This window comes from Pseudomonas sp. SWRI179 (genome assembly GCF_014268705.1).
In the GTDB taxonomy this organism is placed as follows: domain Bacteria; phylum Pseudomonadota; class Gammaproteobacteria; order Pseudomonadales; family Pseudomonadaceae; genus Aquipseudomonas; species Aquipseudomonas zanjanensis.
In genome coordinates, this window is the sequence record NZ_JABWRA010000007.1 from 95,155 (window position 1) to 119,698 (window position 24,544).

General features: G+C 61.9%; 23 protein-coding genes. 12 read left to right on the forward strand and 11 right to left on the reverse strand.

Features of this window, described 5'->3' with window-relative positions; genetic code table 11:
- Positions 1-107: 107 nt before the first annotated feature.
- The 3 genes from HU767_RS05980 to HU767_RS05990 all read left to right on the forward strand — a co-directional run bounded on the left by HU767_RS05980 (position 108) and on the right by HU767_RS05990 (position 2,133).
- Positions 108-1,097, forward strand: coding sequence for a 2-hydroxyacid dehydrogenase (locus HU767_RS05980; protein ID WP_186728802.1), 990 nt, complete (start codon positions 108-110; stop codon positions 1,095-1,097).
- 197 nt (positions 1,098-1,294) lie between these two features.
- Positions 1,295-1,729, forward strand: coding sequence for a hypothetical protein (locus tag HU767_RS05985; protein ID WP_003204688.1), 435 nt, complete (start codon positions 1,295-1,297; stop codon positions 1,727-1,729).
- Complete coding sequence (locus HU767_RS05990) at positions 1,729-2,133, forward strand: META domain-containing protein (protein WP_186707027.1); 405 nt, start codon at positions 1,729-1,731, stop codon at positions 2,131-2,133. Before HU767_RS05985 ends, HU767_RS05990 begins: the two co-directional genes overlap by 1 nt.
- 227 nt (positions 2,134-2,360) lie before the next feature.
- Here the strand turns inward: HU767_RS05990 and HU767_RS05995 are convergent, their stop codons facing one another.
- Positions 2,361-2,828: a TlpA disulfide reductase family protein gene (locus HU767_RS05995; RefSeq protein ID WP_186707028.1), complete on the reverse strand. Its 468-nt coding sequence runs from the start codon at positions 2,826-2,828 to the stop codon at positions 2,361-2,363.
- 113 nt (positions 2,829-2,941) lie between these two features.
- Here HU767_RS05995 and arsC point away from each other — a divergent pair, with 113 nt between their 5' ends.
- The 3 genes from arsC to HU767_RS06010 are packed head-to-tail and all read left to right on the forward strand — an operon-like array spanning position 2,942 to position 4,315.
- A complete protein-coding gene (gene arsC, locus HU767_RS06000; protein WP_186728804.1) occupies positions 2,942-3,295 on the forward strand; it encodes an arsenate reductase (glutaredoxin) in 354 nt (117 codons plus the stop codon).
- A complete protein-coding gene (wrbA, locus tag HU767_RS06005) occupies positions 3,292-3,897 on the forward strand; it encodes an NAD(P)H:quinone oxidoreductase (RefSeq protein WP_186728806.1) in 606 nt (201 codons plus the stop codon). Before arsC ends, wrbA begins: the two co-directional genes overlap by 4 nt.
- The gene (locus tag HU767_RS06010) at positions 3,890-4,315 is read left to right on the forward strand and encodes a DUF2069 domain-containing protein (protein ID WP_186707031.1); all 426 of its coding nucleotides are present in this window, start codon (positions 3,890-3,892) and stop codon (positions 4,313-4,315) included. Before wrbA ends, HU767_RS06010 begins: the two co-directional genes overlap by 8 nt.
- A gap of 98 nt (positions 4,316-4,413) precedes the next feature.
- Here HU767_RS06010 and HU767_RS06015 read toward each other — a convergent pair whose 3' ends face one another.
- Together HU767_RS06015 and ttcA are read right to left on the reverse strand one after the other, a co-directional pair.
- The gene (locus HU767_RS06015; protein ID WP_109753950.1) at positions 4,414-5,088 is read right to left on the reverse strand and encodes a DNA-3-methyladenine glycosylase I; all 675 of its coding nucleotides are present in this window, start codon (positions 5,086-5,088) and stop codon (positions 4,414-4,416) included.
- Positions 5,089-5,155: 67 nt separating this feature from the next.
- Complete coding sequence (ttcA, locus tag HU767_RS06020) at positions 5,156-5,980, reverse strand: tRNA 2-thiocytidine(32) synthetase TtcA (protein WP_003178962.1); 825 nt, start codon at positions 5,978-5,980, stop codon at positions 5,156-5,158.
- A 395-nt stretch (positions 5,981-6,375) separates the two neighbouring features.
- On the opposite strand from ttcA, the gene HU767_RS06025 reads away from it, so the two are divergent.
- Positions 6,376-6,978 (forward strand): Yip1 family protein, encoded by a 603-nt coding sequence (locus HU767_RS06025; protein ID WP_186707032.1) that lies wholly within the window; start codon positions 6,376-6,378, stop codon positions 6,976-6,978.
- Between the two features lie 164 nt (positions 6,979-7,142).
- Complete coding sequence (locus tag HU767_RS06030) at positions 7,143-7,637, forward strand: SprT family zinc-dependent metalloprotease (protein ID WP_186707033.1); 495 nt, start codon at positions 7,143-7,145, stop codon at positions 7,635-7,637.
- A gap of 121 nt (positions 7,638-7,758) precedes the next feature.
- Here HU767_RS06030 and HU767_RS06035 read toward each other — a convergent pair whose 3' ends face one another.
- Positions 7,759-8,940, reverse strand: a complete 1,182-nt coding sequence (locus tag HU767_RS06035) for a CaiB/BaiF CoA-transferase family protein (RefSeq protein WP_186728808.1) — start codon at positions 8,938-8,940, stop codon at positions 7,759-7,761.
- Positions 8,941-9,245: 305 nt separating this feature from the next.
- Positions 9,246-10,598: a dicarboxylate/amino acid:cation symporter gene (locus HU767_RS06040; RefSeq protein WP_186728810.1), complete on the reverse strand. Its 1,353-nt coding sequence runs from the start codon at positions 10,596-10,598 to the stop codon at positions 9,246-9,248.
- A 332-nt stretch (positions 10,599-10,930) separates the two neighbouring features.
- On the opposite strand from HU767_RS06040, the gene HU767_RS06045 reads away from it, so the two are divergent.
- Positions 10,931-11,929 (forward strand): AraC family transcriptional regulator, encoded by a 999-nt coding sequence (locus HU767_RS06045; RefSeq protein WP_186707036.1) that lies wholly within the window; start codon positions 10,931-10,933, stop codon positions 11,927-11,929.
- 162 nt (positions 11,930-12,091) lie between these two features.
- Here HU767_RS06045 and HU767_RS06050 read toward each other — a convergent pair whose 3' ends face one another.
- From HU767_RS06050 to HU767_RS06060, 3 genes are all read right to left on the reverse strand, one after another.
- On the reverse strand, positions 12,092-13,438 hold the full coding sequence (locus HU767_RS06050; RefSeq protein ID WP_186728812.1) for an ATP-binding protein: 1,347 nt from the start codon (positions 13,436-13,438) through the stop codon (positions 12,092-12,094).
- Complete coding sequence (locus HU767_RS06055) at positions 13,435-14,112, reverse strand: response regulator (RefSeq protein ID WP_053124352.1); 678 nt, start codon at positions 14,110-14,112, stop codon at positions 13,435-13,437. Before HU767_RS06055 ends, HU767_RS06050 begins: the two co-directional genes overlap by 4 nt.
- Positions 14,113-14,222: 110 nt before the next feature.
- Positions 14,223-14,822 carry a hypothetical protein gene (locus tag HU767_RS06060; RefSeq protein WP_186707038.1) on the reverse strand — a complete coding sequence of 200 codons (600 nt, stop codon included), beginning with the start codon at positions 14,820-14,822 and terminating at the stop codon, positions 14,223-14,225.
- Between the two features lie 145 nt (positions 14,823-14,967).
- On the opposite strand from HU767_RS06060, the gene HU767_RS06065 reads away from it, so the two are divergent.
- Positions 14,968-15,759 (forward strand): dienelactone hydrolase family protein, encoded by a 792-nt coding sequence (locus HU767_RS06065; protein ID WP_186728814.1) that lies wholly within the window; start codon positions 14,968-14,970, stop codon positions 15,757-15,759.
- A gap of 199 nt (positions 15,760-15,958) precedes the next feature.
- On the forward strand, positions 15,959-16,684 hold the full coding sequence (locus tag HU767_RS06070) for a 4'-phosphopantetheinyl transferase superfamily protein (protein WP_186728816.1): 726 nt from the start codon (positions 15,959-15,961) through the stop codon (positions 16,682-16,684).
- A gap of 117 nt (positions 16,685-16,801) precedes the next feature.
- Here the strand turns inward: HU767_RS06070 and HU767_RS06075 are convergent, their stop codons facing one another.
- Positions 16,802-18,412, reverse strand: coding sequence for an ATP-binding protein (locus HU767_RS06075; protein ID WP_186728818.1), 1,611 nt, complete (start codon positions 18,410-18,412; stop codon positions 16,802-16,804).
- Entirely contained in the window at positions 18,409-19,131 is a 723-nt protein-coding gene (locus HU767_RS06080) for a response regulator (protein WP_186707042.1), read from the reverse strand. The genes HU767_RS06075 and HU767_RS06080 overlap by 4 nt, the downstream gene beginning before the upstream one ends.
- Positions 19,132-19,992: 861 nt before the next feature.
- Here HU767_RS06080 and HU767_RS06085 point away from each other — a divergent pair.
- Positions 19,993-22,884 carry a ribonucleoside-diphosphate reductase subunit alpha gene (locus tag HU767_RS06085; RefSeq protein WP_053124363.1) on the forward strand — a complete coding sequence of 964 codons (2,892 nt, stop codon included), beginning with the start codon at positions 19,993-19,995 and terminating at the stop codon, positions 22,882-22,884.
- A gap of 346 nt (positions 22,885-23,230) precedes the next feature.
- Here the strand turns inward: HU767_RS06085 and flgE are convergent, their stop codons facing one another.
- Positions 23,231-24,529, reverse strand: coding sequence for a flagellar hook protein FlgE (flgE, locus tag HU767_RS06090; RefSeq protein ID WP_186728820.1), 1,299 nt, complete (start codon positions 24,527-24,529; stop codon positions 23,231-23,233).
- Between the last annotated feature and the right edge of the window lie 15 nt (positions 24,530-24,544).

A 24,544-nucleotide genomic window follows, 5' to 3' on the forward strand; every position in this document is an offset into this window, starting at 1 on the left:
TGCGATCTTTTGATCTTTCACTTGCGATTCAATGGTCAGCGCAAAGATCGCAGCCTCGTTGCACTCGACAGCTCCTACGGGCTTGTTTTTTCTGCCAGGAGGCCGCCATGCGCGTGATTTTTTTCAGCAGCCAGACCTACGACCGCGACAGCTTCACCCAGGCCCCGACACCCGCCGGCCTTGAGTTGCAGTTCCAGCCCGCCCGCCTGAACATGGACACCCTGGCCCTGGCCGAACGGCATGACGTGGTGTGCGCCTTCATCAACGATGACCTCAGCGCCCCGGTGCTGGAGCGGCTGGCCGCAGGCGGCACGCGGCTGATCGCCCTGCGCTCGGCCGGCTACAACCACGTCGACCTGCTCGCCGCCAAGCGCCTGGGCTTGAGCATCGTCCGGGTCCCGGCCTATTCGCCTCACGCCGTGGCCGAACATGCCGTGGCGTTGATCATGGCCCTCAATCGTTGCCTTCATCGCGCCTACAACCGCACCCGGGACGGCAATTTCAGCCTCCATGGGCTGACCGGCTTCGACCTAGTGGGCAAGACCGTCGGGGTGATCGGCACTGGGCAGATTGGCGCTACGTTCGCACGGATCATGGCCGGTTTCGGCTGCCAGTTGCTGGCCTACGACCCCTACCCCAACCCACAGGTCGAAGCCTTGGGCGCCCGCTATTTGCCTTTGGACGAATTGCTGGCGCAAGCTCAGATCATCAGCCTGCACTGCCCACTGAACGAACAGAGCCGACACCTGATCAACGCCCGAACGCTGGCCGCGATGCAACGCGGCGCCATGCTGATCAACACCGGGCGCGGCGGCCTGGTGGACACACCGGCCTTGATCGCGGCCTTGAAAAGCGGCCATTTGGGCTACCTGGGCCTGGATGTGTACGAGGAGGAGGCCCAGTTGTTTTTCAAGGACCGCTCAGACCTACCTTTGCAAGATGACGTGCTGGCACGGCTGCTGACCTTTCCCAACGTGATCGTCACCGCCCACCAGGCGTTCCTGACCCATGAGGCGTTGGCCGCCATTGCCATGACCACCCTGGACAACATCTCCGCCTGGGCGGCCGGCACGCCGCAAAACCTGGTGGATAGCTGATCCCCCAGGTCACCACCTCCTGTGGGAGCGGGCTTGCTCGCGAAGGCGGTGCTTCAGTTAGCCTATGTGTTGCTGACACACCGCCTTCGCGAGCAAGCCCGCTCCCACATTAGGAATGGAGTTTCGTCGGCAAGATTCGTGGTTGACCATCCCAACCCATGCCCCGTGCTAGCATGTCGCGCCTATTTGGAGGACCCATGGCCGAACACGATTTCCGCTACACCCTGATGAACCCGCAGCATACCTTGACAGAAGTCCGCGCCCTGGCGCCGGGCCGCTACCAGGTCACCGGCAATGGCGGTTCGATCCAGGCCAACGATGTGTTGCTCGTCACACTCAAGGGCAGCAAGGACTTGTCCATGCGCCTGACCGTGGACACCGTGCGGCACCTGCTCAAGCCCATGGGCCAATGGACCGCCATGACCACCGGCCCGGTGTTCGGCGAACTGGCGATCCATACCTGGCAGGTCAACTGCGATAGCTGCGCCAAAGAACTGAGCTTCGAATTCGCCGTCGATGCCAAGCTTGGCGTCAAGGCCGAGAAGCCGGCCGCCACCGCGCGAATCGCCGAACTGGGCTGGACCACCGTGGGTGAAAAACACCTGTGCCCGAAATGCCAGGAAGCTGCCTGATGAAACGTTTGGCCCTGTCCGCGTCGATCGGCATGAGCCTGATGGGGTGTGCCGCTGAACCTGTGCAGTTGCAACCTAACCGCAGCTACATCCTGGAGTGGATCGGCGAACGGCCATTGATGGACTACAGCCACCTGACCATCACCCTTGGGGATGACGGCCGCGCCTACGGCAACGGTGGCTGCAACCACTGGTTCGCACCCTACACCCTGGAAGGCCACCGCTTGAGCTTCGGCAAGATCGGCAGCACCCGCAAACTCTGCGCCCCGGCGGTGATGGAGCAGGAGACGCGTTTCTTGCAGGCCTTGGAAAAGGTCGAACGCTGGGACGTCTCGCCCATTGAGCAAATGCGCTTCTGGCCGGCCCAGGGCAAGCCGTTGCGGTGGTGGCTGGAGGAAGGCTGAGGCCTGACCCTGCAGACACCCCAGTTTGGACCAGGGACATGGTTGACCCTGTGGCGAGGGAGCTTGCTCCCGCTGGGCTGCGCAGCGGCCCCCTCCATTCTGTCTGACACATCAAAGTGACAGGTACATCTGGGGCCGCTTCGCGGCCCAGCGGGAGCAAGCTCCCTCGCCACAAAAGCTCCCTGTCACAGAACCTATATAACCAAACGCCCTATGTCAGTTCGGGATCACTTGAGTGCCTGCAACGCCTCAAGCCTGGCCATCACCCCCGCCGCCGTCTGCTCCCCCAGCAACTGTTCGCGCACCTTGCCCTGGTTGTCGATGATGTAGGTCACCGGCAACCCTTCGCTGCGAGGCAGGTCGAAAATCTCGGCCGGGTCTCGCGCCAGCACCGTGAAGCGAATCCCCATCTTGTCGCTGGCATTCTTGAGTTCTTCACCCTGCACCTGGTCGAAGTTGACCCCGAACACGCCGATGTTGCGCCCCTTGAGCTGTTCGGCCAGGGCATTGAACTCCGGGATCTCGGTGCGGCACGGCGCGCACCACTCCGCCCAGTAGTTGAGCACCAGCCATTGTTTGTCCAGCCGCTGGGAGGCGATGGCCTGGCCGTTCTGATCCACCCCGTAGTCGTTTCCGCAACCGGCGAGCAACAGGATGCCCATGAATGTCAGTGCCGCCGTCAATCGCCTTGTCATGTGCCAATCCTTGTCTGATGTGAACGCTGCTGCGACCCTTCGCCTCTCTAAGGTGCTAGGGACTTCGCGGCACAGTAGAATAGCCGCCACCTTACGCAAGATGCGACCCGCTCATGACCGATCTGACGCTTTATCACAACCCGCGCTGCTCGAAATCCCGCGGTGCGCTGGAACTGTTGGAGGCCCGCGGCCTGGCGCCGACCGTGGTCCGCTACCTGGAAACCCCGCTCGACGCCGCGCAACTGGAGCGCCTGCTGGCCAAGCTCGGCATCAGCGCCCGGCAGTTGCTGCGCACCGGCGAGGACGAATACAAGGACTTGAACCTGGCCGACGAAAGCCTGAGCCAGGCCCAGTTGATCGCCGCCATCGCCGCCCACCCGAAACTCATGGAACGGCCGATCCTGGAAGCCGGTGATAAGGCCGTGATCGGCCGTCCGCCGGAAAAGATCCTGGAGATCCTGCCGTGACCACGCCGTATATCCTGGTGTTGTATTACAGCCGCAGCGGCTCCACCAACGAAATGGCCCGGCAGATCGCCCGTGGTGTCGAGCAGGCCGGGCTGGAGGCCAGGCTGCGGACGGTGCCGGCGATTTCCACCGAGTGCGAAGCGGTGTCCCCGGACATTCCGGAGCAAGGCCCGCTCTACGCCAGCCTCGATGACCTGAAGAACTGCGCCGGCCTGGCCCTGGGCAGCCCGACCCGGTTCGGCAACATGGCCGCGCCGCTCAAGTACTTTCTCGACGGCACCAGCAACCTGTGGCTGACCGGCGCGCTGGTGGGCAAGCCGGCCGGGGTCTTCACCTCCACCGCGAGCCTGCACGGCGGCCAGGAAACCACTTTGCTGTCGATGATGCTGCCACTGTTGCACCACGGCATGCTGATCACCGGCCTGCCCTACAGCGAATCGGCCCTGATCGACACCCTGGGCGGCGGTACGCCCTACGGCCCGAGCCATCACGCCGGGGCCGACGGGAAAAGCGGCTTGAACGAGCATGAAGTCGCCCTCTGCCGGGCCCTGGGTTCGCGCCTGGCGAAAACCGCCCTGTTGCTGGAGAACGGCCGTGGCTAAGAAGCCGAAGATCCTGCCTTCCATCCAATGGCTGGAACCGCGCGTACGCCTGGCCCGTGTCCTCAGCCTGCTGTGCTTTTTCGGCCTGGTGGGATTACTCAGCGCGTATTACCTGCTGATCGCCGACCTGCACGGCGCCCGGCCCTGGGTGATTCTGCTGATCGAACTGGTGCCACTGCTGATACTTGCGCCCGGCATGCTCAGCGGCAGTGCCCGTGGACATTCGTGGATGTGCTTCGTGGTGAACCTGTATTTCATCAAGGGCGCATTGGCGGCCTATGACCCGAACCGGCAACTGTTCGGCGTGCTGGAAATGGCGGCAAGCGTGGCGGTGTTCTGCTCGGCCTTGCTGTATGTGCGCTGGCGGTTTCAGTTGAATCGGCGGTTGGCTGGCGAAGGCGAGCCCTCCGTCGCCTGATAGGCCGCCTTCGCGAGCAAGCCCGCTCCCACAGGGATTGGTGAACGCCGAACATTCCCTGTGGGAGCGGGCTTGCTCGCGAATGGAGCGACGCGGTCTCAATGATTGACTGTATAAGCCAGCATCATCGATATCTGCGACATCGGCCGCCCACCGCTCTCTTCATGCCACTGGTTGAAGGCATTCTGCACCGTCGCCAGGTCCCGCAGGCTGGTGGGGACTTTGTCGATGATGTCTTGGGCGTTGAGCGCCGCCACCACGTCATAACTGGGCACGAAGGTGTCCTTGCCCATCATCCGCAAGAAGCGCGGCGCCGACAGGCCGCCCAATTGATGGCCGTGCTTCTTCAGGTAGGTCCACAGGCCAACGATATCGGTCACCGGCCAGTCGGCGACCAGCGCGCCGAAGCTGCCCTTTTCATGGGCCACGTCCAATATCAACTGCGCGTTGCGCGGTACGCTCTTGAGCTTGCCCAGGTGGCGGATGATCCGCGCGTCCTGCATCAGCCGCTCCAGGTGTTCGGCGCTCATCAGTACGACTTTTTCCGGGTCGAACTTGAAGAACACTTCTTCGAAGGCCGGCCACTTGGCGTCTACCAGGCTGTGCTTGAGCCCGGCGCGGAACACTCGCAGCGCCATGGTCGAGAGGTAGCGGTCGTCGCTGATCTTGCGCAGTTGCGCCGGGGTCTTGGGAACAGGCAGGTGGGCTTCCAGTTCAGCTGCCGAACCGAAGCGGTTCAGACAGTACTCGTGCAGCCACTTGTAATCGCGCATGCCCTCTCCTGAGTTAAAAAATGAAAACGGCGCTCGCAAGCGCCGTGAATAGGTGTCGCTGCGACCGTCAGAGATTCACCACATTGACGAACCGCGGCGTGGCGTTTTCGTCGATGCGCAGGTTGGTGAAATCGAACAGGTTGCGGTCCGCCAGTTGCGACGGAATGACGTTCTGCAAGCCGCGGAAAATGCTCTCGGTGCGGCCCGGGGTCTTGCGTTCCCATTCCTGGAGCATTTCCTTGACCACTTGGCGTTGCAGGTTTTCCTGGGAGCCGCACAGGTTGCAGGGGATGATCGGGAACTGCTTGAAATCCGAATAGGCCTGGATGTCTTTCTCGTTGCAATAGGCCAGCGGGCGAATGACCACGTTGCGCCCGTCATCGGCACGCAGCTTGGGCGGCATGGCCTTGAGCGAGCCGTTGTAGAACATGTTCAGGAAGAAGGTCTCGACGATGTCGTCGCGGTGGTGCCCCAGCGCCATCTTGGTCGCACCGATTTCGTCGGCGAAGGTGTAGAGCGTGCCGCGGCGCAGGCGTGAGCACAGCGAACAGGTGGTCTTGCCTTCGGGGATCAGTTCCTTGACCACCGAATAGGTGTCTTTCTCGACGATGTGGTATTCCACGCCCAGCGACTCGAGGTAGGCCGGCAGCACGTGCTCGGGGAACCCGGGCTGCTTCTGGTCCATGTTCACCGCGACGATGTCGAACTTGATCGGCGCCACCTTCTGCAAATGCATCAACACGTCGAGTAAGGTGTAGCTGTCCTTGCCGCCGGACAGGCAGACCATGACCTTGTCGCCGTCCTCGATCATATTGAAATCGGCGACCGCCTCACCGGCCAGGCGGCGCAGGCGCTTTTGCAGTTTGTTCTGGTTGACCGTAAGAGTGCCCATGACGCGAAATCCGTGAGGTGTGACGAAAGGCCGGCATTTTACGCAAAAAATCCCCGCTGTGGCACGGCCCTTGTGGCGAGGGAGCTTGCTCCCGCTCGGCTGCGAAGCAGACGCCAACAGGACGACCCCAGAGGGTCGCTTCGCAACCCAGCGGGAGCAAGCTCCCTCGCCACAGGGAATCTATTCGCCAGCTAAATTGTGCATACAGATCAAGCCGCGATTAGCCGGCCCCGCTACAGCGCGATTTGCTCTAAGCCCCCCATCCCCCTCGGGGTAACTCCTTTCTATACTGCGACATAAGGTCGCACACATATCCAGACCTTTACTTACTTGGCCGTTTTGGCCCGTAGGCGCTCCGTTGGGGGGCGATGGCAATAACAAAGGAGTGACTGACTATGATCCATCATGTCGTGGGGCTCTTTACCCACCCTGATCAAGAATGGAAAGAAATCCGTGGCGATCAGGAGGAAAGCATCAGCCACATGTACCTCACCCACACGCTGATCCTGGCGGCCATTCCCGCGGTTTCGGCGTTCATCGGCACCACGCAGGTGGGATGGGTCATCGGCAATCGTCCACCGGTCATGCTCACCCAGGAAAGCGCGCTGTGGATGACCATCATGTCGTACCTGGCCATGTTGGGCGGCGTGGCGGTCATGGGGGCCTTCATCCACTGGATGGCGCGCACCTATGACGCCAATCCGAGCCTGGCCCGTTGCGTTGCGTTCGCCACCTACACCGCGACACCTTTGTTCATCGGCGGCCTCGCGGCGCTCTACCCGCACATGTGGCTGGGGATGATCGTTGGCACGGCAGCAATCTGCTACACGGTCTACCTGTTGTACGTCGGCCTGCCGACGTTCATGAACATTCCCCAGGACGAAGGTTTTCTGTTTTCCAGCTCGGTGCTCGCCGTCGGCCTGGTGGTGCTGGTGGCCATCATGGCGTTCACAGTGATCGTCTGGGGGCTGGGCGTCGGCCCGGTCTATACCAGTTGAACTTCTATACCCATTGAAGAATGCCCTCCCATAAAAAAGCAGGATCTGCCGACACAGGCCGCCGCAAGGCGGCCTTCCTGTGTGCGAAACGACCATTGGGCACCTGGACGATTCGCAACGGCCGGCGCTTGCGGCATACTCGGGCTTCTGGAGACCCGTAAAGCATGCTCGAGCAACTCAATACCCGCGTCGAAGAGTGTTACCAACAAGCCGAAGCCTTTTTCAAACGTCCTTTCAAACGCCCGGTGGTCAGCTTCAAATTGCGCGGCCAGAAGGCCGGTGTCGCGCACCTGCATGAAAATCTGCTGCGCTTCAATCCTCAGTTGTACCGGGAAAATGCCGAGGACTTCCTCAAGCAGACCGTCGCCCACGAAGTCGCGCACCTGATCGCCCACCAACTGTTTGGCGACCGTATCCAAGCCCATGGCGAGGAATGGCAGCTGATCATGCGCGGGGTGTACGAACTGCCGCCCAACCGTTGCCACACCTACGAAATCAAACGCCGCACCGCAACCCGCTATATCTATAAGTGCCCTTGCGACGGCAGCGACTTTCCGTTCACGGCCCAGCGCCACAGCCTGGTGCGCCAGGGGCGGCGGTATTTGTGCCGCAGCTGTCGCGGTACCTTGGTGTTCAGTGGGGAGACTCGGGTCGAATAGCGATTTTTTGTAGTGCTTGGACTGGCCCCTTCGCGAGCAGGCTCGCTCCCACAAGGGTCTTTGCAAACGCCAGAGATCCAATGTGGGAGCGAGCCTGCTCGCGAAGGGGCCATTGAGGGCACTACAAAACCACCTTGGCACTGCGCAATTGAGCGATTCGCTCAACACTGAACCCCAACGCCCCCAACACCTGATCCGTATGCGCCCCCAGCCTCGCCCCTATATGCCGAGGCTCGGGCAGCCCTTGGGAAAACTTCAATGGACAGGCCATCTGCGCCTGACTTGAACCCTCCCCACGGGGCACCTGTGTCACCAGTTCCCGAGCCTGTAGCTGCGGATGCCGCACGGCTTCTTCCAGGCTCAACACCGGCTCGACACAAGCATCAATCCCGGCAAACAAACTGCACAGCTCGGCAAAATCCCGCTTTTCGAACTCGGCCTGCAACGCCTGCTTGAGGACGTGTTGCTGTTCAGGCTTGGGCGACAACCCCGTGGCCGCCAGTTCCGGCCGCCCCAAAGCCTCGCACAGCGCCTGCATAAAGGCCGGTTCCAGGCTGCCCACCGACATCCAGCGACCGTCACGGGTGCGGTAATAATCATAGAAGCTGCCGCCGTTGAGCATCTGGTTCTCCCAACCCGGTTCCACGCCACAGGCCAGGTAACCGGCGCCGGCCATGGCGTTGAGGCTGAACACGCAGTCGGTCATGCTCACGTCCAGGTGCTGTCCCTGCCCGGTCTGCTGACGGGCGATGACTGCCGCTAGCAGCCCGATCACGCCGTGCAATGAACCACCGGCGATGTCCGCCGCCTGGATCCCCAGCGGCAACGGCCCGCTGCCGGCACGGCCGGTATGGCTGGCCAGCCCCGCCAGGGCCAGGTAGTTGATGTCGTGACCGGCACGGTCCTTATAGGGGCCGGTCTGGCCGTAGCCAGTGATCGACACGTAGATCAGCCGCGGATTGATGGCCTTCAAGGCCTCGTAGCCCAGGCCCAGCCGCTCCATCACGCCGGGGCGAAACTGTTCCAGCAGGATGTCGTAGTCCCCCAGCAACTGCGTGACCACCTCCAACGCCTCCGGCTGCTTGAGGTCCAGGGCCAGGCTGCGCTTGTTGCGGTTGAGGTAGGCATGGCTGGCCGATACGCCTTGGTCATGGGGCGGCAGCACCCGCAGCAGGTCTTGGCGGGTCGGCGACTCGACGCGCAACACCTCGGCCCCCATGTCCGCCAGCAACAGCGAGGCGAACGGGCCGGGCAACAGGGTCGAGAAGTCCAGAACCTTGAGCGATGCCAGTGGACCTTGCATGGGCGATCTCCGAGAGGGTGATGATTGAAGACTAGGCAGGGATGGAGGGTGGGGCAATCACCGGGGGCATCGTTCGGGCTGACCAATCCGCTCAGTCCGGGACCATCGTGGCGAGGGAGCTTGCTCTCGCTGGGTTGCGAAGCAACCCCAATATGTATCTGCCACCGCGTAGCTTCAGGTAATTCGCAGGGGGCCGCTGCGCAGCCCAGCGGGAGCAAGCTCCCTCGCCACAGAAGCGCGCCAGCTTCAAAATCGAGAACCAATAAAAAACCCGCCGAAGCGGGTTTTTCATTGCAGCCTGAAGATTACTTCATAGCGCCTGGAGCAGAGGTTTCAGCCGCTGCAATCTGCGCCGCCGCGATCTGCTCGTCATCTTCACGGACGTCGGAGATACCACGACCGCCGGAAGCCAGCTCGGTCTGCAACTGGTCTTCGTCCAGCTCCTTGACCCACTTGGCAACCACGATCGTGGCAACGGCGTTGCCCACCAGGTTGGTCAGGGCGCGGGCTTCGGACATGAAGCGGTCGATACCCAGGATCAGTGCCAGGCCAGCCACCGGCAAGGTGCCTACGGCCGACAGGGTCGCCGCCAGTACGATGAAGCCGCTACCGGTCACGCCAGCCGCACCTTTGGACGACAGCAACAGCACCAGCAGCAGGGTGATCTGGTGAGTCAGGTCCATCGGGGTGTCGGTGGCCTGGGCGATGAACACCGCAGCCATGGTCAGGTAGATCGACGTACCGTCGAGGTTGAACGAGTAGCCCGTCGGGATGACCAGGCCTACGACCGACTTCTTGGCCCCCAGGCGTTCCATCTTGATCAGCATGCGTGGCAGGGCCGATTCCGAGGAGGAAGTACCCAGCACGATCAGCAGTTCTTCACGGATGTAGCGGATCAGCTTGACGACGCTGAAGCCATGGGCGCGGCAGATGGCGCCCAGTACCACCAGCACGAACACCACGCAGGTGATGTAGAAGCAGATCATCAGCTGGCCCAGTTGCACCAGCGAACCGACACCGTAGGCGCCGATGGTGAAGGCCATGGCACCGAACGCACCGATAGGCGCCAGTTTCATGATCATGTTGATGATGATGAACATGACGTGGGCGAAGCGATCGATGAAGTCCAGGACCGGCTTGCCGTAGGCACCCAGGCGATGCAGGGCGAAACCGAAGAGCACCGAGAACATCAGCACTTGCAGGATGTCGCCGTTGGCAAACGCGCCCACGATGGTGTTCGGGATCACGTTGAGGATGAAGGCGATGATGCTCTGGTCTTTACTGGCATTGATGAAACCAGCGATCTTGCTGGTGTCCAGGGTCGACACGTCGATGTGCATGCCGGCGCCCGGTTGCACGACGTTGACCACGACCAGGCCGATCAGCAGGGCAATGGTGGAGACGATTTCGAAGTACAGCAGCGCGTAGCCGCCGGTCTTGCCCACCGATTTCATGTTCTGCATGCCGCCGATACCACTGACGACGGTACAGAAGATGATGGGAGCAATGACCATTTTGATCAGTTTGATGAACCCGTCGCCGAATGGCTTGAGGGCAACACCGGTCTGCGGGTAGAAGTGGCCGAGCAAAATGCCGATGGCAATGGCTACGATCACCTGGAAATACAGGGATTTGTACAGTGGCTGACGAGTCGTCATGGCAAACCTTCCTCAAGAGTCCCGCATGACGACTTCCACCTGTCGTCCACGGCACCTCAATTGCGAACCCTCCTGCACTGGAGGGATTTGTTTTGTTCGGCTGCACGCGGCAGACCTGCAGGCTCTATCGCAAAGCCCGTGCCATTTTTTGGAAAAGCCCTACAACCGTTATTACAGAAGGCGTCGTGGATTACTCAACGGTTAAACACGGCGGCGAAAGATGGCGGATTTCCGCCAACGGGGTGTTTATCACTCCGGGATTTGGCGGATATCCGCCTTGTCCAACCTCGTCCCCCTGCTACCATCGCCCGCTTAACGGACGGATTTCTGCCATGCGCCAACGCACGATCGCCAGCCACTTCGCCCGCGCCGCCTTGGGCGGTGCGCGGCGGCAAGGCTTCGACTATTTGCCTTTGCTGCAACAGCTGGGCATCAGCCCCGAACTCTTGGATGAGCCGCGCGCGCGGATTGCGCCGGAGCAGTTCGCCCGCCTGTTGCAGGCCCTGTGGCTGGCAATGGAGGACGAGTATTTGGGGTTCGGCCGGGCACCGAGTAAACCCGGGACGTTTGCGATGATGTGTCACGCGTTGATCCACTGTCGGACCCTGGGCAAGGCCCTGCAGCGCGGCTTGTTGTTCTATGGTTTATTCCCCGACGCCCCGCGCCTGACGCTGGAAACCGAAGGCGAACGCGTGCGGCTGGTGCTGGACGATTCGACGCTGTGGGACCCGGATCACTTCCTGACCGAAAGCCTGCTGGTGGTCTGGCATCGCCTCGCCAGTTGGCTGATCGGCCAGCGGATCGGCCTGGAGCAGGTGACGTTCGGCTACACCAAGCCCGCCCACGCGGCTGAGTACGACTTGTTGTTCCCCTACCCGTTGGCATTCGACGCACCCGGCAGCAGCCTGTTGTTCCACAGCCGCTACCTGGACATGCCGCTGTTGCAGGACGAACGCACCCTCAAGCATTTCCTCGAACACTCCCCCGCCGACCTGCTGTCGCGCCCGGACGATGGCCACAGCCTCAGCAGCCAGCTGCGCCGCCTGCTCAGCCGCGACACGGCGCGCTGGCCGGACCTGGACACCGTCGCCGCCCATTTGCACATCAGCCCGCAGACCTTGCGCCGGCATCTGCGAGAGGAAGGCACCAGCTTCCAGGAACTCAAGGATCAACTGCGGCGGGATATCGCCATCTACCATCTGGGGCGTGCCGAGCTGTCGTTGCAGCAGATTGCCGAGCAGTTGGGTTTCTCCGAACCTTCGGCGTTTCACCGGGCGTTCAAGAAGTGGACGGGAGTGACGCCGGGGGCTTATCGGGAGTTGGAGAGCTGAGTGATCACATCCAACTTCTGTGGTGTATCCACCGTCTCCTGTGGCGAGGGAGCTTGCTCCCGCTCGAGTGCGCAGCGCTCGCAAGTTTTTGGGGCCGCTTCGCAGCCCAGCGGGAGCAATCTCTGGCCACAAAGGCCGGCAAACACACCGAAAATACTTCAGTCAAACCACCGGAAAGTGAATCCGGAACGCCGCCCCGCCCAGCTCTGAATCCCCCAGGGTCAACTTGGCGCCGTAGCTGTCGATGATGTCTTTCACCACCGCTAGGCCAATGCCTTGCCCCGGATGCTGGCGATCCAGCCGCTCGCCACGCTGGAGAATCCGCGCCCGTTGATCCGGCGGCACGCCCGGCCCGTCGTCCTCGACACTCAACTCCGTGCCGCCGAGGGTCTGGTGCATGCTCACGCGCACCTCGCCCAGGCACAGCCGATAGGCGTTCTCCAGCAGGTTGCCGAGCATTTCCAGCAAGGCGCCCTGTTCGATCGGCACCTGGCAGTGCTCCGGCAGGTCGAAACTGACGGTGACCCGCTTGTCGCGATAGACCTTGTCCAAGGTGTCGCACAGGCTTTGCAGCACCGGGCGCAAGCGCACCTGATGGCGCACCAGCCCACTCTTGCGCAGGCTGGCGCGCTGCAATTGGTAGCCGATCTGCTGGCTCATGCGCTCGATCTGGGTTTGCAGCACCCAGGCCTGGCCACGGTCCTCGGGGCGCCGGGCCATGTCTTCGCTGACGCCCTGCAATACGGCCAGCGGGGTTTTCAGGCTGTGGGCCAGGTCATCGAGGGAGTCGCGATAACGGCTGCGCTGTTCCCGCTCGCTATAAAGCAAGCGGTTGAGGGAGCCGGTCAGGCGCAACAGTTCCCGGGGGTGTTCGGTGCTGAGGCTTTCCCGGGCCCCGCTTTCGATTTCGTCCAGCTCCTGGCTCAGGCGCCGCAACGCCCGCAGCCCCCAGGTCAGGCCGATCCACAATAGCGCCAGCAACACCGCCAGGGCCGCGCCAAAGCCCAGGTAGAGATTGTCCCGCAGGCCCTGCAAGGTCACCTCGTAGTCGCGCACCGGTTGCAGGGTAACGATGCTGAACGCCGCGCTCTGGCCGCCGAGCAGCTTGATCTCGACGTCGTAGACAAAAAACTCCTGGCCATTGCTCTCGCGAATGCGGGCGAACTGGTTGCCCTGGCCGTCATAACGCGGCGTGTAGTTGATGTTTTCTTCCTGGGTCGCCTTCGACCGCCAGACCAGCCGCCCCTCGCGATCATAGATATAGCCCAGCAGGCGGGCGTCGGCGAGGTTGAAGCGTTCATCGGGCAACTGCGCCGGCATCTTCAAGCGGTTGTTTTCCACCCGGGCGGCGGAAATCAGCGTGGTCACGTCCGAGGCCAGGCGTTGCTCGATGGATTCCTGCAAGGCCAGGCTGAACGCCCCTTGCATGGCCGGCAGCAAGGCCAGCATGAACAGCACCGCCAGGGTCATGGCGGCCAGCATCAGCCGCAGCCGAAGCGAACGAATCACTGGCAGCGCTCGTTGAACAGATAACCCAGGCCCCGCACGGTGTCGATTGGCTTGAAGCCGGCCGGGGCCTCCAGCTTACGGCGAAGGCGTCCTACCAGCACTTCGATGACATTGGGATCGCGCTCGCCGTCATCGGGGTAAAGCTGCTCCATCAAGCGGTCCTTGGCCACCACCTGCTGGTGATGACGCATCAGGTACTCGAGGATGCGGTATTCGTAGGCGGTCAACGCCAGCGGCTCCTCGTCGAGGGACGCCTGCTTGCGGTTGAGATCCAGCAGCAACGGCCCGGCGACGATGGTCGACTGGGTGAAGCCGCTGGAGCGGCGCAACAGGGCGTTCAACCGAGCCTCCAGCTCTTCGAACTGGAACGGCTTGACCACGTAGTCGTCGGCACCGGCGGCCAGGCCTTCGACCTTGTCCTGCCAGTTGCCGCGGGCGGTCAGGATCAGGATCGGAAACGTCTTGTCCTGGGCCCGCAGCCGGCGAATCAGCTCCAGCCCGCTGATGCCGGGCAGGCCCAGGTCGATCACCGCCAAGTCATGGTTGAACTCCCGGGCCTGGTACAAGGCCTCCTCGGCATTGGCCACGGCCTGCACCACATGGCCGCTGTCGGTGAGCCGGGTTTGCAGGTGATGACGCAACAGCGCTTCGTCTTCGACGACCAGTAATTTCATGGAGCCTCTCCCCAGGCAAATCAAACAATCCAGTGCGGCGCACCTCAACGAAAGGCGCCGGATCGTCTTCGACCGATCCGGCTGGATCTCCTCACCGTGCCCTCGCCTGCTTAGAACGTGTAGTTGGCGGACAGGTAGGTCTGGGCGCTGCTGGTCAGGTCCAGCGAGCCAACCTTGGCGCCACCGTGCGGGCTCATCTCGGTGCTGGCGTTGCTGCGCAGGTAACGGTAACCCAGTTCAATCGAGGTGTTTTGCGAAATTTGTTGCAGCACGCCGCCCTGCAAGCCCACCGCGTAGCCGATGTCGCTGTCGCGACTGAAGCCAGGCGAATCCTGGGTCAGCTTGGTCAGGCCCGCCGTGCCGCCACCGAACAGTTTGGTGCTGCCGGTGACCGGATAGAACACATCGTAGCTGCCCAACAGGTTTTCCTGGCGCAACTTGATGCCGTTGTGGGTGCCCGAGACGTTGTCGTAGGTGGCGTAGTAGCGGCCCTGGTCGTTCTGCTTGCCCAGGCGCAGGCCATAGGTGGTGTCCTTGCCGATGATGCCGTCGGCGTTCGGGTTGTTCAGGGCGCTGTTCAAGGCGTCGGACTTCTTCACCTTGTCGCTGGTCTGGCCCAGGGTCAGGCTGGCGAAATTGTCATCGGCGTGGGCCATGGCGCTGGCGCCCAGCACGGTGAAAGCCAGCAGCAGTTTTTTCATAGCAGTCATGATCAAGTTCCTTTGCAGCGTGGATGTGTTGTGAAGTCGCCGTCACCTTAACCAGCGGTCCCTGAACACCCGTTGAACGTTCTCTGAACCGGCGCTGAATGAATCGGCTAATCTGTGCGGACCACTTTTTATAAGGAGATCCGTCATGCGCAGGCTGCTAGCTGTTGTACTTCTGGCCATGAGCGGTGTGAGCCACGCCGCCATCCAGACCCAGGAGATCCCCTACACCAGTGCCGACGGCACCCAGCTGATCGGTTATTACGCTTATGACGACGCCGTCAAAGGCCCGCGCCCAGGCGTGGTGGTGGTGCATGAATGGTGGGGGCTGAACGATTACGCCAAGCGCCGTGCCCGTGATCTCGCGGGCCTGGGCTACAGCGCCCTGGCCATCGACATGTACGGCGGCGGCAAGAACACCGAGCACCCCAAGGACGCCATGGCCTTCATGCAGGCGGCGCTCAAGGACGGCAAGGCGGCCAGCGACCGCTTCCAGGCCGGTCTCGACCTGCTGAAAAAACAGCCCCAGACCGATCCGGACAAACTCGCTGCCATTGGCTACTGCTTCGGCGGCAAAGTCGTGCTCGACGCGGCTCGCCAGGGTGTGCCACTGGCCGGCGTGGTGAGCTTCCACGGTGCGCTGGTGACCAATACCCCGGCCACGCCAGGCAGCGTCAAGGCCAAGGTGCTGGTGGAGCATGGTGCCCTGGACAGCATGGTTACCCAGGACAACGTGACCGCGTTCAAGAGTGAGATGGACAAGGCCGGTGTCGACTATAAATTCGTCAACCTCGAAGGCGCCAAGCACGGTTTCAGCAACCCCGATGCCGACCGCTTGAGCCACGGCGAGCATGGCGGACCGGACATCGCCTACAACAAGGAAGCCGACGAGAAGTCGTGGGCGGATATGCAGAAGTTCTTCAAGAAAATCTTTGGCTGAGCACACTTCTTTCAGCTGAAAAAATGATGTTTTTGTGGCGAGGGAGCTTGCTCCCGCTTGAGTGCGTAGCGCTCACAGATCTTTTGGGGCCGCTTCGCAGCCCAGCGGGAGCAAGCTCCCTCGCCACAAAAGCCAGCCATGCCTCACATAAACGCCACGCCACTACCCAGCCTCCCACCAACCCGGCAAAATGCCCGGCATGAAGACACTTCCCACCCTCCCTGCCTGTTGCTCGCCCCTGGATGAGCACTGGCTATTGCCCGACGCCCTGCCCGATACGGTGCTGCTGAGCACCCGCTTCGACCCGTTGTTGCTGGTGGGCGCCGACTTCACCAACAGCGTCATCGAGCCACCGGCGAGCATCCAGCGTTCGGTGGCCAAGCGTCAGGCAGAGTTCCTGGCCGGGCGGATCTGCGCTCGGGCGGCGTTGCAGCGACTCGATGGCCAGATCTGCGTACCGGCCATTGGCGAAGACCGCGCCCCGGTGTGGCCGGCGCATATCAGCGGCTCGATCACCCATAGCACGGGCCGGGCAGCGGCCATCGTCGCGAAAAAAGAACACTGGCAAGGCTTGGGCATGGACGTGGAGAACCTGCTCGACCCCGAACGCGCCGAACGCCTGGCCGGTGAAATCCTCACCTCGCCAGAGCTGCAACGCATGACCCGGCTCGCCCGTGATGACCAGGCCTTGTTGGTGACCCTGACCTTTTCAGTGAAGGAAAGTCTGTTCAAGGCGCTGTACCCCATTGTCAGGCAGCGTTTTTATTTCGAGCATGCCGAGGTTTTGAATTGGAGCCCCGATGGACAGGTGCGATTGCGTCTGCTGACGGACCTGTCGGCCGAGTGGCGCCATGGCAGTGAGCTGCAGGCGCAGTTTGGGTTGAAGGATGGGCAGTTGTTGAGCCTGGTGGGGATCAGGGCCTGAGACTTGTTGTGCCTGGAATGCCGCCTTCGCGAGCAAGCCCGCTCCCACAGATGGAATGCATTCCAAAATGTGGGAGCGGGCTTGCTCGCGAAGGGGGACTATCGATCACTGCATCTCTCAAGACCTATCCTGATGCCTCGGCCAACTCAAGCTGAAGCACGCCCCACCCAGGCTCTTGCTCTTGCCGATCAATGCCCGGCCATCGTGCCAGTGGATGATCCGCCGCACGATCGACAACCCCAGCCCATGACCGCCCGACGCACGGGCGCGGCTGTCGTCCAGGCGCAGGAACGGCTTGAAAATCCGCTCCCATGCCGCTTCCGGCACGCCGGGCCCGTCGTCTTCCACATCCACCCGGCAGCGCAACTGGCCCACCTGATAACTGACCGTGACCTTGGAATGGGCGTGGCGCATGGCATTGCCCACCAGATTCTGCAAAGCGCGATGCAGGAAGCGTGGCTCGGCCTCGACCCAGGCGCCGTCGCAATCAGCGGCCGACAGGCAGAGGCCGCGCTCGACGATGACTCCGACCCGCAACGGCCCCAGTTCATCGATCACCTGATTGACCAGCGCATCCAGATCCACCCGCTGGAAATTCAACGCCGGTGAGCCTTGTTCCAGCCGCGCGTAGGTGAGCATTTCGTCCACCAGCCGATCCAGGTCTTCGATGTCGTGGTCCATGCCCGCCAGGTATTTGTCCCGGGCCTGGGGCGTGGTGGCGCTGCCGAGCATTTCCAGGCCGAAGCGCAGGCGCGCCACCGGGGTGCGCAATTCGTGGGACACCGCCCGCACCAGCTCGCGCTGGATCGCCAACAGTTGCTGCAGGTGTTCGGCCATGCCGTTGAACGCCGCAGCCAGTCGCCCGACCGAGTCGGCGCCTCGGGCGGGCACCCGGGTTTCCAGGCTGCCCTGGGCGATCTGGGTGGCGGCCGATTCCAGGCCACGCAACCGTCGCTCCAACTGACGCACCAACAGATAGACGATCAAGCCGATCAGACTCAAGCCCAGCGCCGCGATCAGCACCAGCCATTGCGGTGGATAAGGGTTCATCTGGTACAGCGGGCCGATCTCCAGTACCCACGGCGTACCGACCATGCCAGCGAAGACCCGGATGGAGTCGCCGCCCTTGCCGAGGGCCATCACCGTATCGCCCTCGGACACGCGACGGCGCTGGTCTTCGTCCATGTCAGCCTGCTCGGCGGTCATGAGCCGCAGGTCGAAACCAAAGCCTTTTTCCTGCTCCAGTTGCGCCAACCGCTTGGGTTGCTCGGCCACCGGGTAACGCACCAGTTCGTCGGCCAACAGGTAAATGGTCGCGCGGGCCAGTTGCTCGCTGATCTGCTGGACTTCCCCCACCAACATCAATTGCTCGGCATCATTGACCAGCCGGTAGACTTTTGCCGCGTGCGGCCCGGTCTGCTCGACCAGCGCCTGGCCGCGCAGTACGCGGGTGCGCTGGCCGAGGTCGAGGTCGGTCTGGGTGAAGGTCTGCAACGCCAGGGGAATGCCCAGCAGGCGCTCCCACACCGCCAGCGCCCGGCGGCGCTCGGTGTCGTTCATCGGCCGCAGGTTGTCGGCCATCAACGAAAACGTGCCGTGGGCCAGGCGCTCGCGGTATTGCTCGCCGCGGGTCTGGTTGAGCAGGTGCAGGGCCAGCACACCGAGGATCGCCACCAACACCAGCGCCGCGCACATGCCGCCGTAAATACGCAGGAAGATCGAATTCACGGCGCCAGGTCTACGCAAGCTTCAGGAACGAACAGGTAGCCTTTGCTGCGGATGGTCTTGATCAACCGTGGATGGTCCGGGTCGTCGCCGATCTTGGGGCGGATGCGCGAGATGCGCACGTCGATGGAACGGTCCTGGCCGTCATAACCAATGCCGCGCAGGGCGGTGAAGATTTCTTCCCGGGACAGGATGCGCCCGGCATTGGACACCAGCAGCCACAGCAGGTCGAATTCGGCGCTGGTCAGCTCGATACCGTTGCCCTGCAACCAGGCTTCGCGCAGGGCATCGTCGACCACCAGCGGGCCGAATTGCAGGCGCCGCGGCTTCTGCGCCGTACTCGGCTCCGGCTCGCTGCGCCGCAGCAGGGCCTGGATGCGCGCCAAGAGCAGACGCGGGCGAACCGGCTTGCAGACGTAGTCATCGGCGCCCAGGTCCAGGCCCTGGATCTGATCGGTGTCGTCGGTACGAGCGGTGAGCATCAGGATCGGCCCGTCATACTGCTGGCGCACTTTACGGCAAATGCTCAGGCCGTCTTCGCCGGGCAGCATCAGGTCGAGGACCACCAGGTCCGGCTGCTCGGCAATGATCCGCGCCGCCGCCACCGCACCGTCGCCTTCGATGGCGACACGCAACCCGTTGCTTTCGAGGTATTCCCGGGTCAGCTCGGCCAGACGCTGGTCATCCTCGACGATCAATACCTGCCAGGCTTCTTGTTCCACTGGGGCCTCGTCTTGCTGCGAATATAAAAGGAAGGATCAGCGCAAACCCCTGTGGCGAGGGAGCTTGCTCCCGCTGGGGTGCGAAGCAGCCCCAAAAACTTGCGAGCGCTGCGCACTCGAGCGGGAGCAAGCTCCCTCGCCACAAAGTGCCCGCTTCAACTATTCGGAAACACCTCCCCCCATCTTTTTGTCATGTTAAAGGAGGATAAACACACCCATGCATGGGCCGATTGTATAAACGTCGCCTGCGCAGAAAACAAGCAGACAAATGCGTTTCGATCGGGTGGGTTTTCTGTGGTAACGTCCGCGCCCGCAAAAACCTTCAAGCTGTTTTCGGATCGTCGAAACCAATGAAAAAAGGTCCACTCCAGCTAGGTCGCGGCCTACAGAGCTGTTCCACGTTTCGCACACAAATTACGCACAGGCTTATCCACAGGTAGTACGTTGCATACCCCCCAAAAACGCATTATCTTGTAGCCCGCCGCGTAAAAAACCCTACATGTAGGGTTTCAGGCCAAAAACCAAACACAAGTCGGGCAGAGAATTCAAGCGCTTTTCTTGCTTCTGTCCAACTGGAACATCGCATTTCCCCAAGCCCAGACCGCCCCTGCGGATGGCAACTGTTTCAAGGTCCGAAACGACCGAAACGGTACGGGTGTTGCAGTCAATTGCTGCCACCCCGGCAACCCGGTTTCGAGCCTCGCTCGCAACCTGAGAACTTCGGATGGAAGCGGCATTAAACGCCTGCTTCCTACTGTCCCGAAGTTGTTATGCCCGGCGCCAGTCGGTTGTAGTGCTTCAGGACGGAACGGTGGGCACCGTGATGGTGCCCAAACAAACATAGAGAACGTGGAGACACCCATGCACACCGACACAACTCGCGAGAACCCGCAGGGCACCGCGCCGCTGGCCGCCGATTCGAGCCCGGATCTGTCCGCCACCGCGCCGGGCCAACTGCGCGTGATCAAGCGTAACGGCACTGTCGTTCCTTACACCGATGACAAGATCACCGTCGCCATCACCAAAGCGTTCCTCGCAGTTGAGGGCGGCACCGCTGCCGCTTCGTCGCGAATCCACGACACCGTGGCCCGCCTGACCGAACAGGTCACCGCGACCTTCAAGCGTCGCATGCCGTCGGGCGGCACCATCCACATCGAAGAAATCCAGGACCAGGTCGAACTGGCCCTGATGCGTGCCGGCGAGCAGAAAGTGGCCCGCGACTACGTGATCTACCGTGACTCCCGCGCCAAGGAGCGTGCTACCCGCTCCCCTGCCGACGCCCCGGTCCAGGCCCACCCATCGATCCGCATCGCACGCGCCGACGGCAGCCTGGCGCCGCTGGACATGGGCCGCCTGAACACCATCGTCACCGAGGCCTGCGAAGGCCTGGAAGAAGTCGATGGCGACCTGATCCAGCGCGAAACCCTGAAGAACCTCTATGACGGCGTCGCCCTCAAGGACGTCAACACCGCGTTGGTGATGACCGCGCGGACCCTGGTGGAACGCGAGCCGAACTACTCCTTCGTGACCGCCCGCCTGCTGATGGACACCCTGCGTGCCGAAGGCCTGAGCTTCCTGGAAGTCGCCGAGAGCGCGACCCACCACGAAATGGTCGACCTGTATGCCAAGGCTCTGCCAGCCTACGTCGCCAAGGGTATCGAATTCGAACTGCTGAACCCGGTCCTGGCCGAATTCGACCTGGAAAAACTCGGCAAGGCGATCAACCACGAGCGCGACCAGCAGTTCACCTACCTGGGCCTGCAAACCCTGTACGACCGTTACTTCATCCACAAGGATGGCGTGCGTTTCGAACTGCCACAGATCTTCTTCATGCGCGTGGCCATGGGCCTGGCCATCGAAGAGAAGCAGCGTGAAGACCGTGCGATCGAGTTCTACAACCTGTTGTCGTCCTTCGACTACATGGCCTCGACCCCGACCCTGTTCAACGCCGGCACCCTGCGTCCGCAGCTGTCGAGCTGCTACCTGACCACCGTTCCGGATGACCTGTCGGGCATCTACGGCGCGATCCACGACAACGCCATGCTGTCGAAATTCGCCGGTGGCCTGGGCAACGACTGGACCCCGGTTCGCGCATTGGGCTCGTACATCAAGGGCACCAACGGCAAATCCCAGGGCGTCGTGCCGTTCCTCAAAGTAGTCAACGACACCGCTGTCGCGGTCAACCAGGGCGGCAAGCGCAAGGGCGCGGTCTGTGCCTACCTGGAAACCTGGCACATGGACATCGAAGAGTTCATCGAGCTGCGCAAGAACACCGGTGATGACCGTCGTCGTACCCACGACATGAACACCGCCAACTGGATCCCCGACCTGTTCATGAAGCGCGTCTTCGATGACGGCAAGTGGACCCTGTTCTCGCCATCCGAAGTGCCGGACCTGCACGACCTGACCGGCAAGGCTTTCGAAGAGCGCTACGAGTACTACGAAGCCCTGACCGAGTACAACAAGATCAAGCTGTTCAAAGTCGTCCAGGCCAAAGACCTGTGGCGCAAGATGCTGTCGATGCTGTTCGAGACCGGTCACCCATGGCTGACCTTCAAGGACCCGTGCAACCTGCGCAGCCCGCAGCAGCACGTGGGCGTGGTCCACAGCTCGAACCTGTGCACCGAGATCACCCTGAACACCAACAAGGACGAGATCGCGGTCTGCAACCTGGGCTCGATCAACCTGCCGAATCACATCGTCGACGGCAAGCTGGACACCGCCAAGCTGCAACGCACCGTGAACACCGCCGTGCGCATGCTCGACAACGTGATCGACATCAACTACTACTCGGTGCCGCAAGCGAAGAACTCCAACTTCAAGCACCGTCCGGTGGGCCTGGGCATCATGGGCTTCCAGGACGCGCTGTACCTGCAGCACATCCCGTATGGTTCGGACGCTGCGGTCGAGTTCGCCGACAAGTCCATGGAAGCGGTCAGCTACTACGCGATCCAGGCTTCCTGCGACCTGGCCGACGAGCGTGGCGCCTACGAGACGTTCCAGGGTTCGCTGTGGTCCCAGGGCATCCTGCCGCTGGACTCGCAACAGATCCTGATCGCCCAGCGCGGCCAGAAGTACATCGACGTTGACCTGAACGAATCCCTGGACTGGGCACCGGTTCGTGCCCGCGTGCAGAAAGGCATCCGTAACTCCAACATCATGGCCATCGCACCGACCGCCACCATCGCCAACATCACCGGCGTGTCGCAGTCGATCGAACCGACCTACCAGAACCTGTATGTGAAATCGAACCTGTCGGGCGAATTCACCGTGATCAACCCGTACCTGGTCCGCGACCTCAAGGCCCGCGGCCTGTGGGACTCGGTCATGATCAACGACCTGAAGTACTACGATGGTTCGGTGCAGCAGATCGAGCGCATCCCGCAAGAGCTCAAAGCGCTCTACGCGACCGCGTTCGAAGTGGACACCAAGTGGATCGTCGACGCCGCCAGCCGTCGCCAGAAGTGGATCGACCAGGCTCAGTCGCTGAACCTGTACATCGCCGGCGCCTCGGGCAAGAAGCTGGACGTGACCTACCGCATGGCCTGGTACCGTGGCCTGAAAACCACCTACTACCTCCGTGCCCTGGCCGCTACCAGCACCGAGAAGTCGACCATCAACACCGGTAAGCTGAACGCGGTTTCCAGCGGCGGCAACCACGGTGACGATTCGGTCCTGGCCGCTCCAGCCGGACCTGCGCCAGTGCCGAAGGCCTGCGCGATCGACGAGCCGGATTGCGAAGCTTGCCAATAAGCTGAGCGGGTGGGCGTGTAAAAGCGCCCGCTGAAGAAGCCCCCGATAGACCGCTGGTTTATCGGGGGTTTTCTTTTGCCTGAAGAAAATTCGGCGCCTGGCCCCATCGCGAGCAGGATGTAGAACTGCGTACACATAACCCTGTGGGAGCGGGCTTGCTCGCGAAAGCGGTGGGTCAGGTACCGTCAATGCTGATTGTGCCGACGCCTTCGCGAGCAAGCCCGCTCCCACAGTCGGAAGTTGTTTGCTCGCGATGAGGCCAGCACAGGCACCACAAAAATAGCCACCCATAAAAAAGCCCCTCTTTCGAGGGGCTCCTTGTGCAGCCTTCAAACAGCCATCGACATCAAGCCATCTGAATGATGGTCTGCATGATGGTGCTCTGGGTGGAGATGGTCTTGGCGTTCGCCTGGTAGTTGCTTTGCGCCTTGATCAGCTCGACCAGTTCGTTGGTCAGGTTGACGTTGGACTCTTCCAGGGAGTTGGAGACGATCGAACCCAGGGTGCCGGTCTGTGGCGCATCGTAGCCCGGGATGCCCGAGGCGAAGGTTTCTTTCCAGCTGGTGCCGCCTACCGGTTGCAAACCTTGCTCGTTGGTGAAACTGGCGAGGGCGAGCTGGCCGATCGGCTTGGTCTGGTTGTTGCTGAAGTTAGCCAGCAATACACCGCTGCCGTCGATGGTCAGGTTAGTGATCTGGCCAGTGGCGTAGCCGTTCTGGGTTGGGATCGAGCGGGCGGTGTCGGCGTTGAACTGGGTGGTGTTGCCCATGGAAATCGTAATGGTCGGTGCGCTGGAAGCGCCGTTGGCGGTCCATGTCCCGTTGGTCACGGTGCCCGGAACCCAGCCGGTCAATACCAGATCGCTGTTGACGGTCGCTGGCGGAGTGGTGACCGTGGTCAATCTGCCGCTTGAATCGAAGTTCATGGTCGAAGGAACAGGCGCGGTCGCACCAGTCGTGGTCGGTGCGGTGCCGTTGAGGTTACGGCCATCGATCAAGGTGTAGACATTCCAAGTGTTGCCAGCCGTCTTGACCATGTACTGGTCCATCGAGTGCTGGTTACCCTGGGTGTCGTAGATCGGGGTGGTGAACTGCTTGGTAAACGTAGCGGTGTCGGCCGGGTTGAACGCGGCAGTGATCGGCGTCGCTGTCGAGTTCAGGTTGATGGTCGACGATACCAGGCTGGTAGCGGTCGGCGGCAGGTTCGAAGTGTCGATGCGCAGGTCGGTCAGGATGCCGTTCTGGATCTTGCCGTTGGCATCCACGCCATAGCCCTGCAGGCGCGCAGTGCCATCGCTGTTGGTGATGAAACCTTCCTTGTCGGTCTTGAACGTACCGGCACGGGTGTAGCTCAGGGAACCGTCGTTGCTCAGGACAAAGAAGCCCTGGCCCTGGATGCCCATGTCCAGCACGTTGCCGGTGTTGTTCACGTCACCCTGGCCGAACTGCTGGGAAACGTTGGCCAGGCGCACGCCGTTGCCGACGGTCTTGCTGCCCGAACCCAGCTTGGTGGCCGAATAGACGTCTTCGAATTCCGCGCGGGACGATTTGAAACCGGTGGTCGCCACGTTGGCGATGTTGTTGCCGGTCACGTCCAGCTGTTTGTTGGCTGCATAGAGACCGCTAAGGCCGATGTTGAAAGACATGTTGACTCCTTTTGC

What these genes read in the sequence shown, in the direction of transcription:
- ttcA (WP_003178962.1), bottom strand. Translation starts at nt 5,980, where the DNA reads ATGGGCACTCTTACGGTCAACCAGAACAAACTGCAAAAGCGCCTGCGC.
- HU767_RS06055 (WP_053124352.1), bottom strand. Translation starts at nt 14,112, where the DNA reads ATGAAATTACTGGTCGTCGAAGACGAAGCGCTGTTGCGTCATCACCTG.
- HU767_RS06015 (WP_109753950.1), bottom strand. Translation starts at nt 5,088, where the DNA reads ATGCGCGATTACAAGTGGCTGCACGAGTACTGTCTGAACCGCTTCGGT.
- HU767_RS05980 (WP_186728802.1), top strand. Translation starts at nt 108, where the DNA reads ATGCGCGTGATTTTTTTCAGCAGCCAGACCTACGACCGCGACAGCTTC.
- HU767_RS06060 (WP_186707038.1), bottom strand. Translation starts at nt 14,822, where the DNA reads ATGACTGCTATGAAAAAACTGCTGCTGGCTTTCACCGTGCTGGGCGCC.
- HU767_RS06040 (WP_186728810.1), bottom strand. Translation starts at nt 10,598, where the DNA reads ATGACGACTCGTCAGCCACTGTACAAATCCCTGTATTTCCAGGTGATC.
- HU767_RS06030 (WP_186707033.1), top strand. Translation starts at nt 7,143, where the DNA reads ATGCTCGAGCAACTCAATACCCGCGTCGAAGAGTGTTACCAACAAGCC.
- HU767_RS06065 (WP_186728814.1), top strand. Translation starts at nt 14,968, where the DNA reads ATGCGCAGGCTGCTAGCTGTTGTACTTCTGGCCATGAGCGGTGTGAGC.
- HU767_RS05995 (WP_186707028.1), bottom strand. Translation starts at nt 2,828, where the DNA reads ATGACAAGGCGATTGACGGCGGCACTGACATTCATGGGCATCCTGTTG.
- HU767_RS05985 (WP_003204688.1), top strand. Translation starts at nt 1,295, where the DNA reads ATGGCCGAACACGATTTCCGCTACACCCTGATGAACCCGCAGCATACC.
- HU767_RS06045 (WP_186707036.1), top strand. Translation starts at nt 10,931, where the DNA reads ATGCGCCAACGCACGATCGCCAGCCACTTCGCCCGCGCCGCCTTGGGC.
- HU767_RS06025 (WP_186707032.1), top strand. Translation starts at nt 6,376, where the DNA reads ATGATCCATCATGTCGTGGGGCTCTTTACCCACCCTGATCAAGAATGG.
- HU767_RS06070 (WP_186728816.1), top strand. Translation starts at nt 15,959, where the DNA reads ATGAAGACACTTCCCACCCTCCCTGCCTGTTGCTCGCCCCTGGATGAG.
- flgE (WP_186728820.1), bottom strand. Translation starts at nt 24,529, where the DNA reads ATGTCTTTCAACATCGGCCTTAGCGGTCTCTATGCAGCCAACAAACAG.
- HU767_RS05990 (WP_186707027.1), top strand. Translation starts at nt 1,729, where the DNA reads ATGAAACGTTTGGCCCTGTCCGCGTCGATCGGCATGAGCCTGATGGGG.
- arsC (WP_186728804.1), top strand. Translation starts at nt 2,942, where the DNA reads ATGACCGATCTGACGCTTTATCACAACCCGCGCTGCTCGAAATCCCGC.
- HU767_RS06085 (WP_053124363.1), top strand. Translation starts at nt 19,993, where the DNA reads ATGCACACCGACACAACTCGCGAGAACCCGCAGGGCACCGCGCCGCTG.
- HU767_RS06035 (WP_186728808.1), bottom strand. Translation starts at nt 8,940, where the DNA reads ATGCAAGGTCCACTGGCATCGCTCAAGGTTCTGGACTTCTCGACCCTG.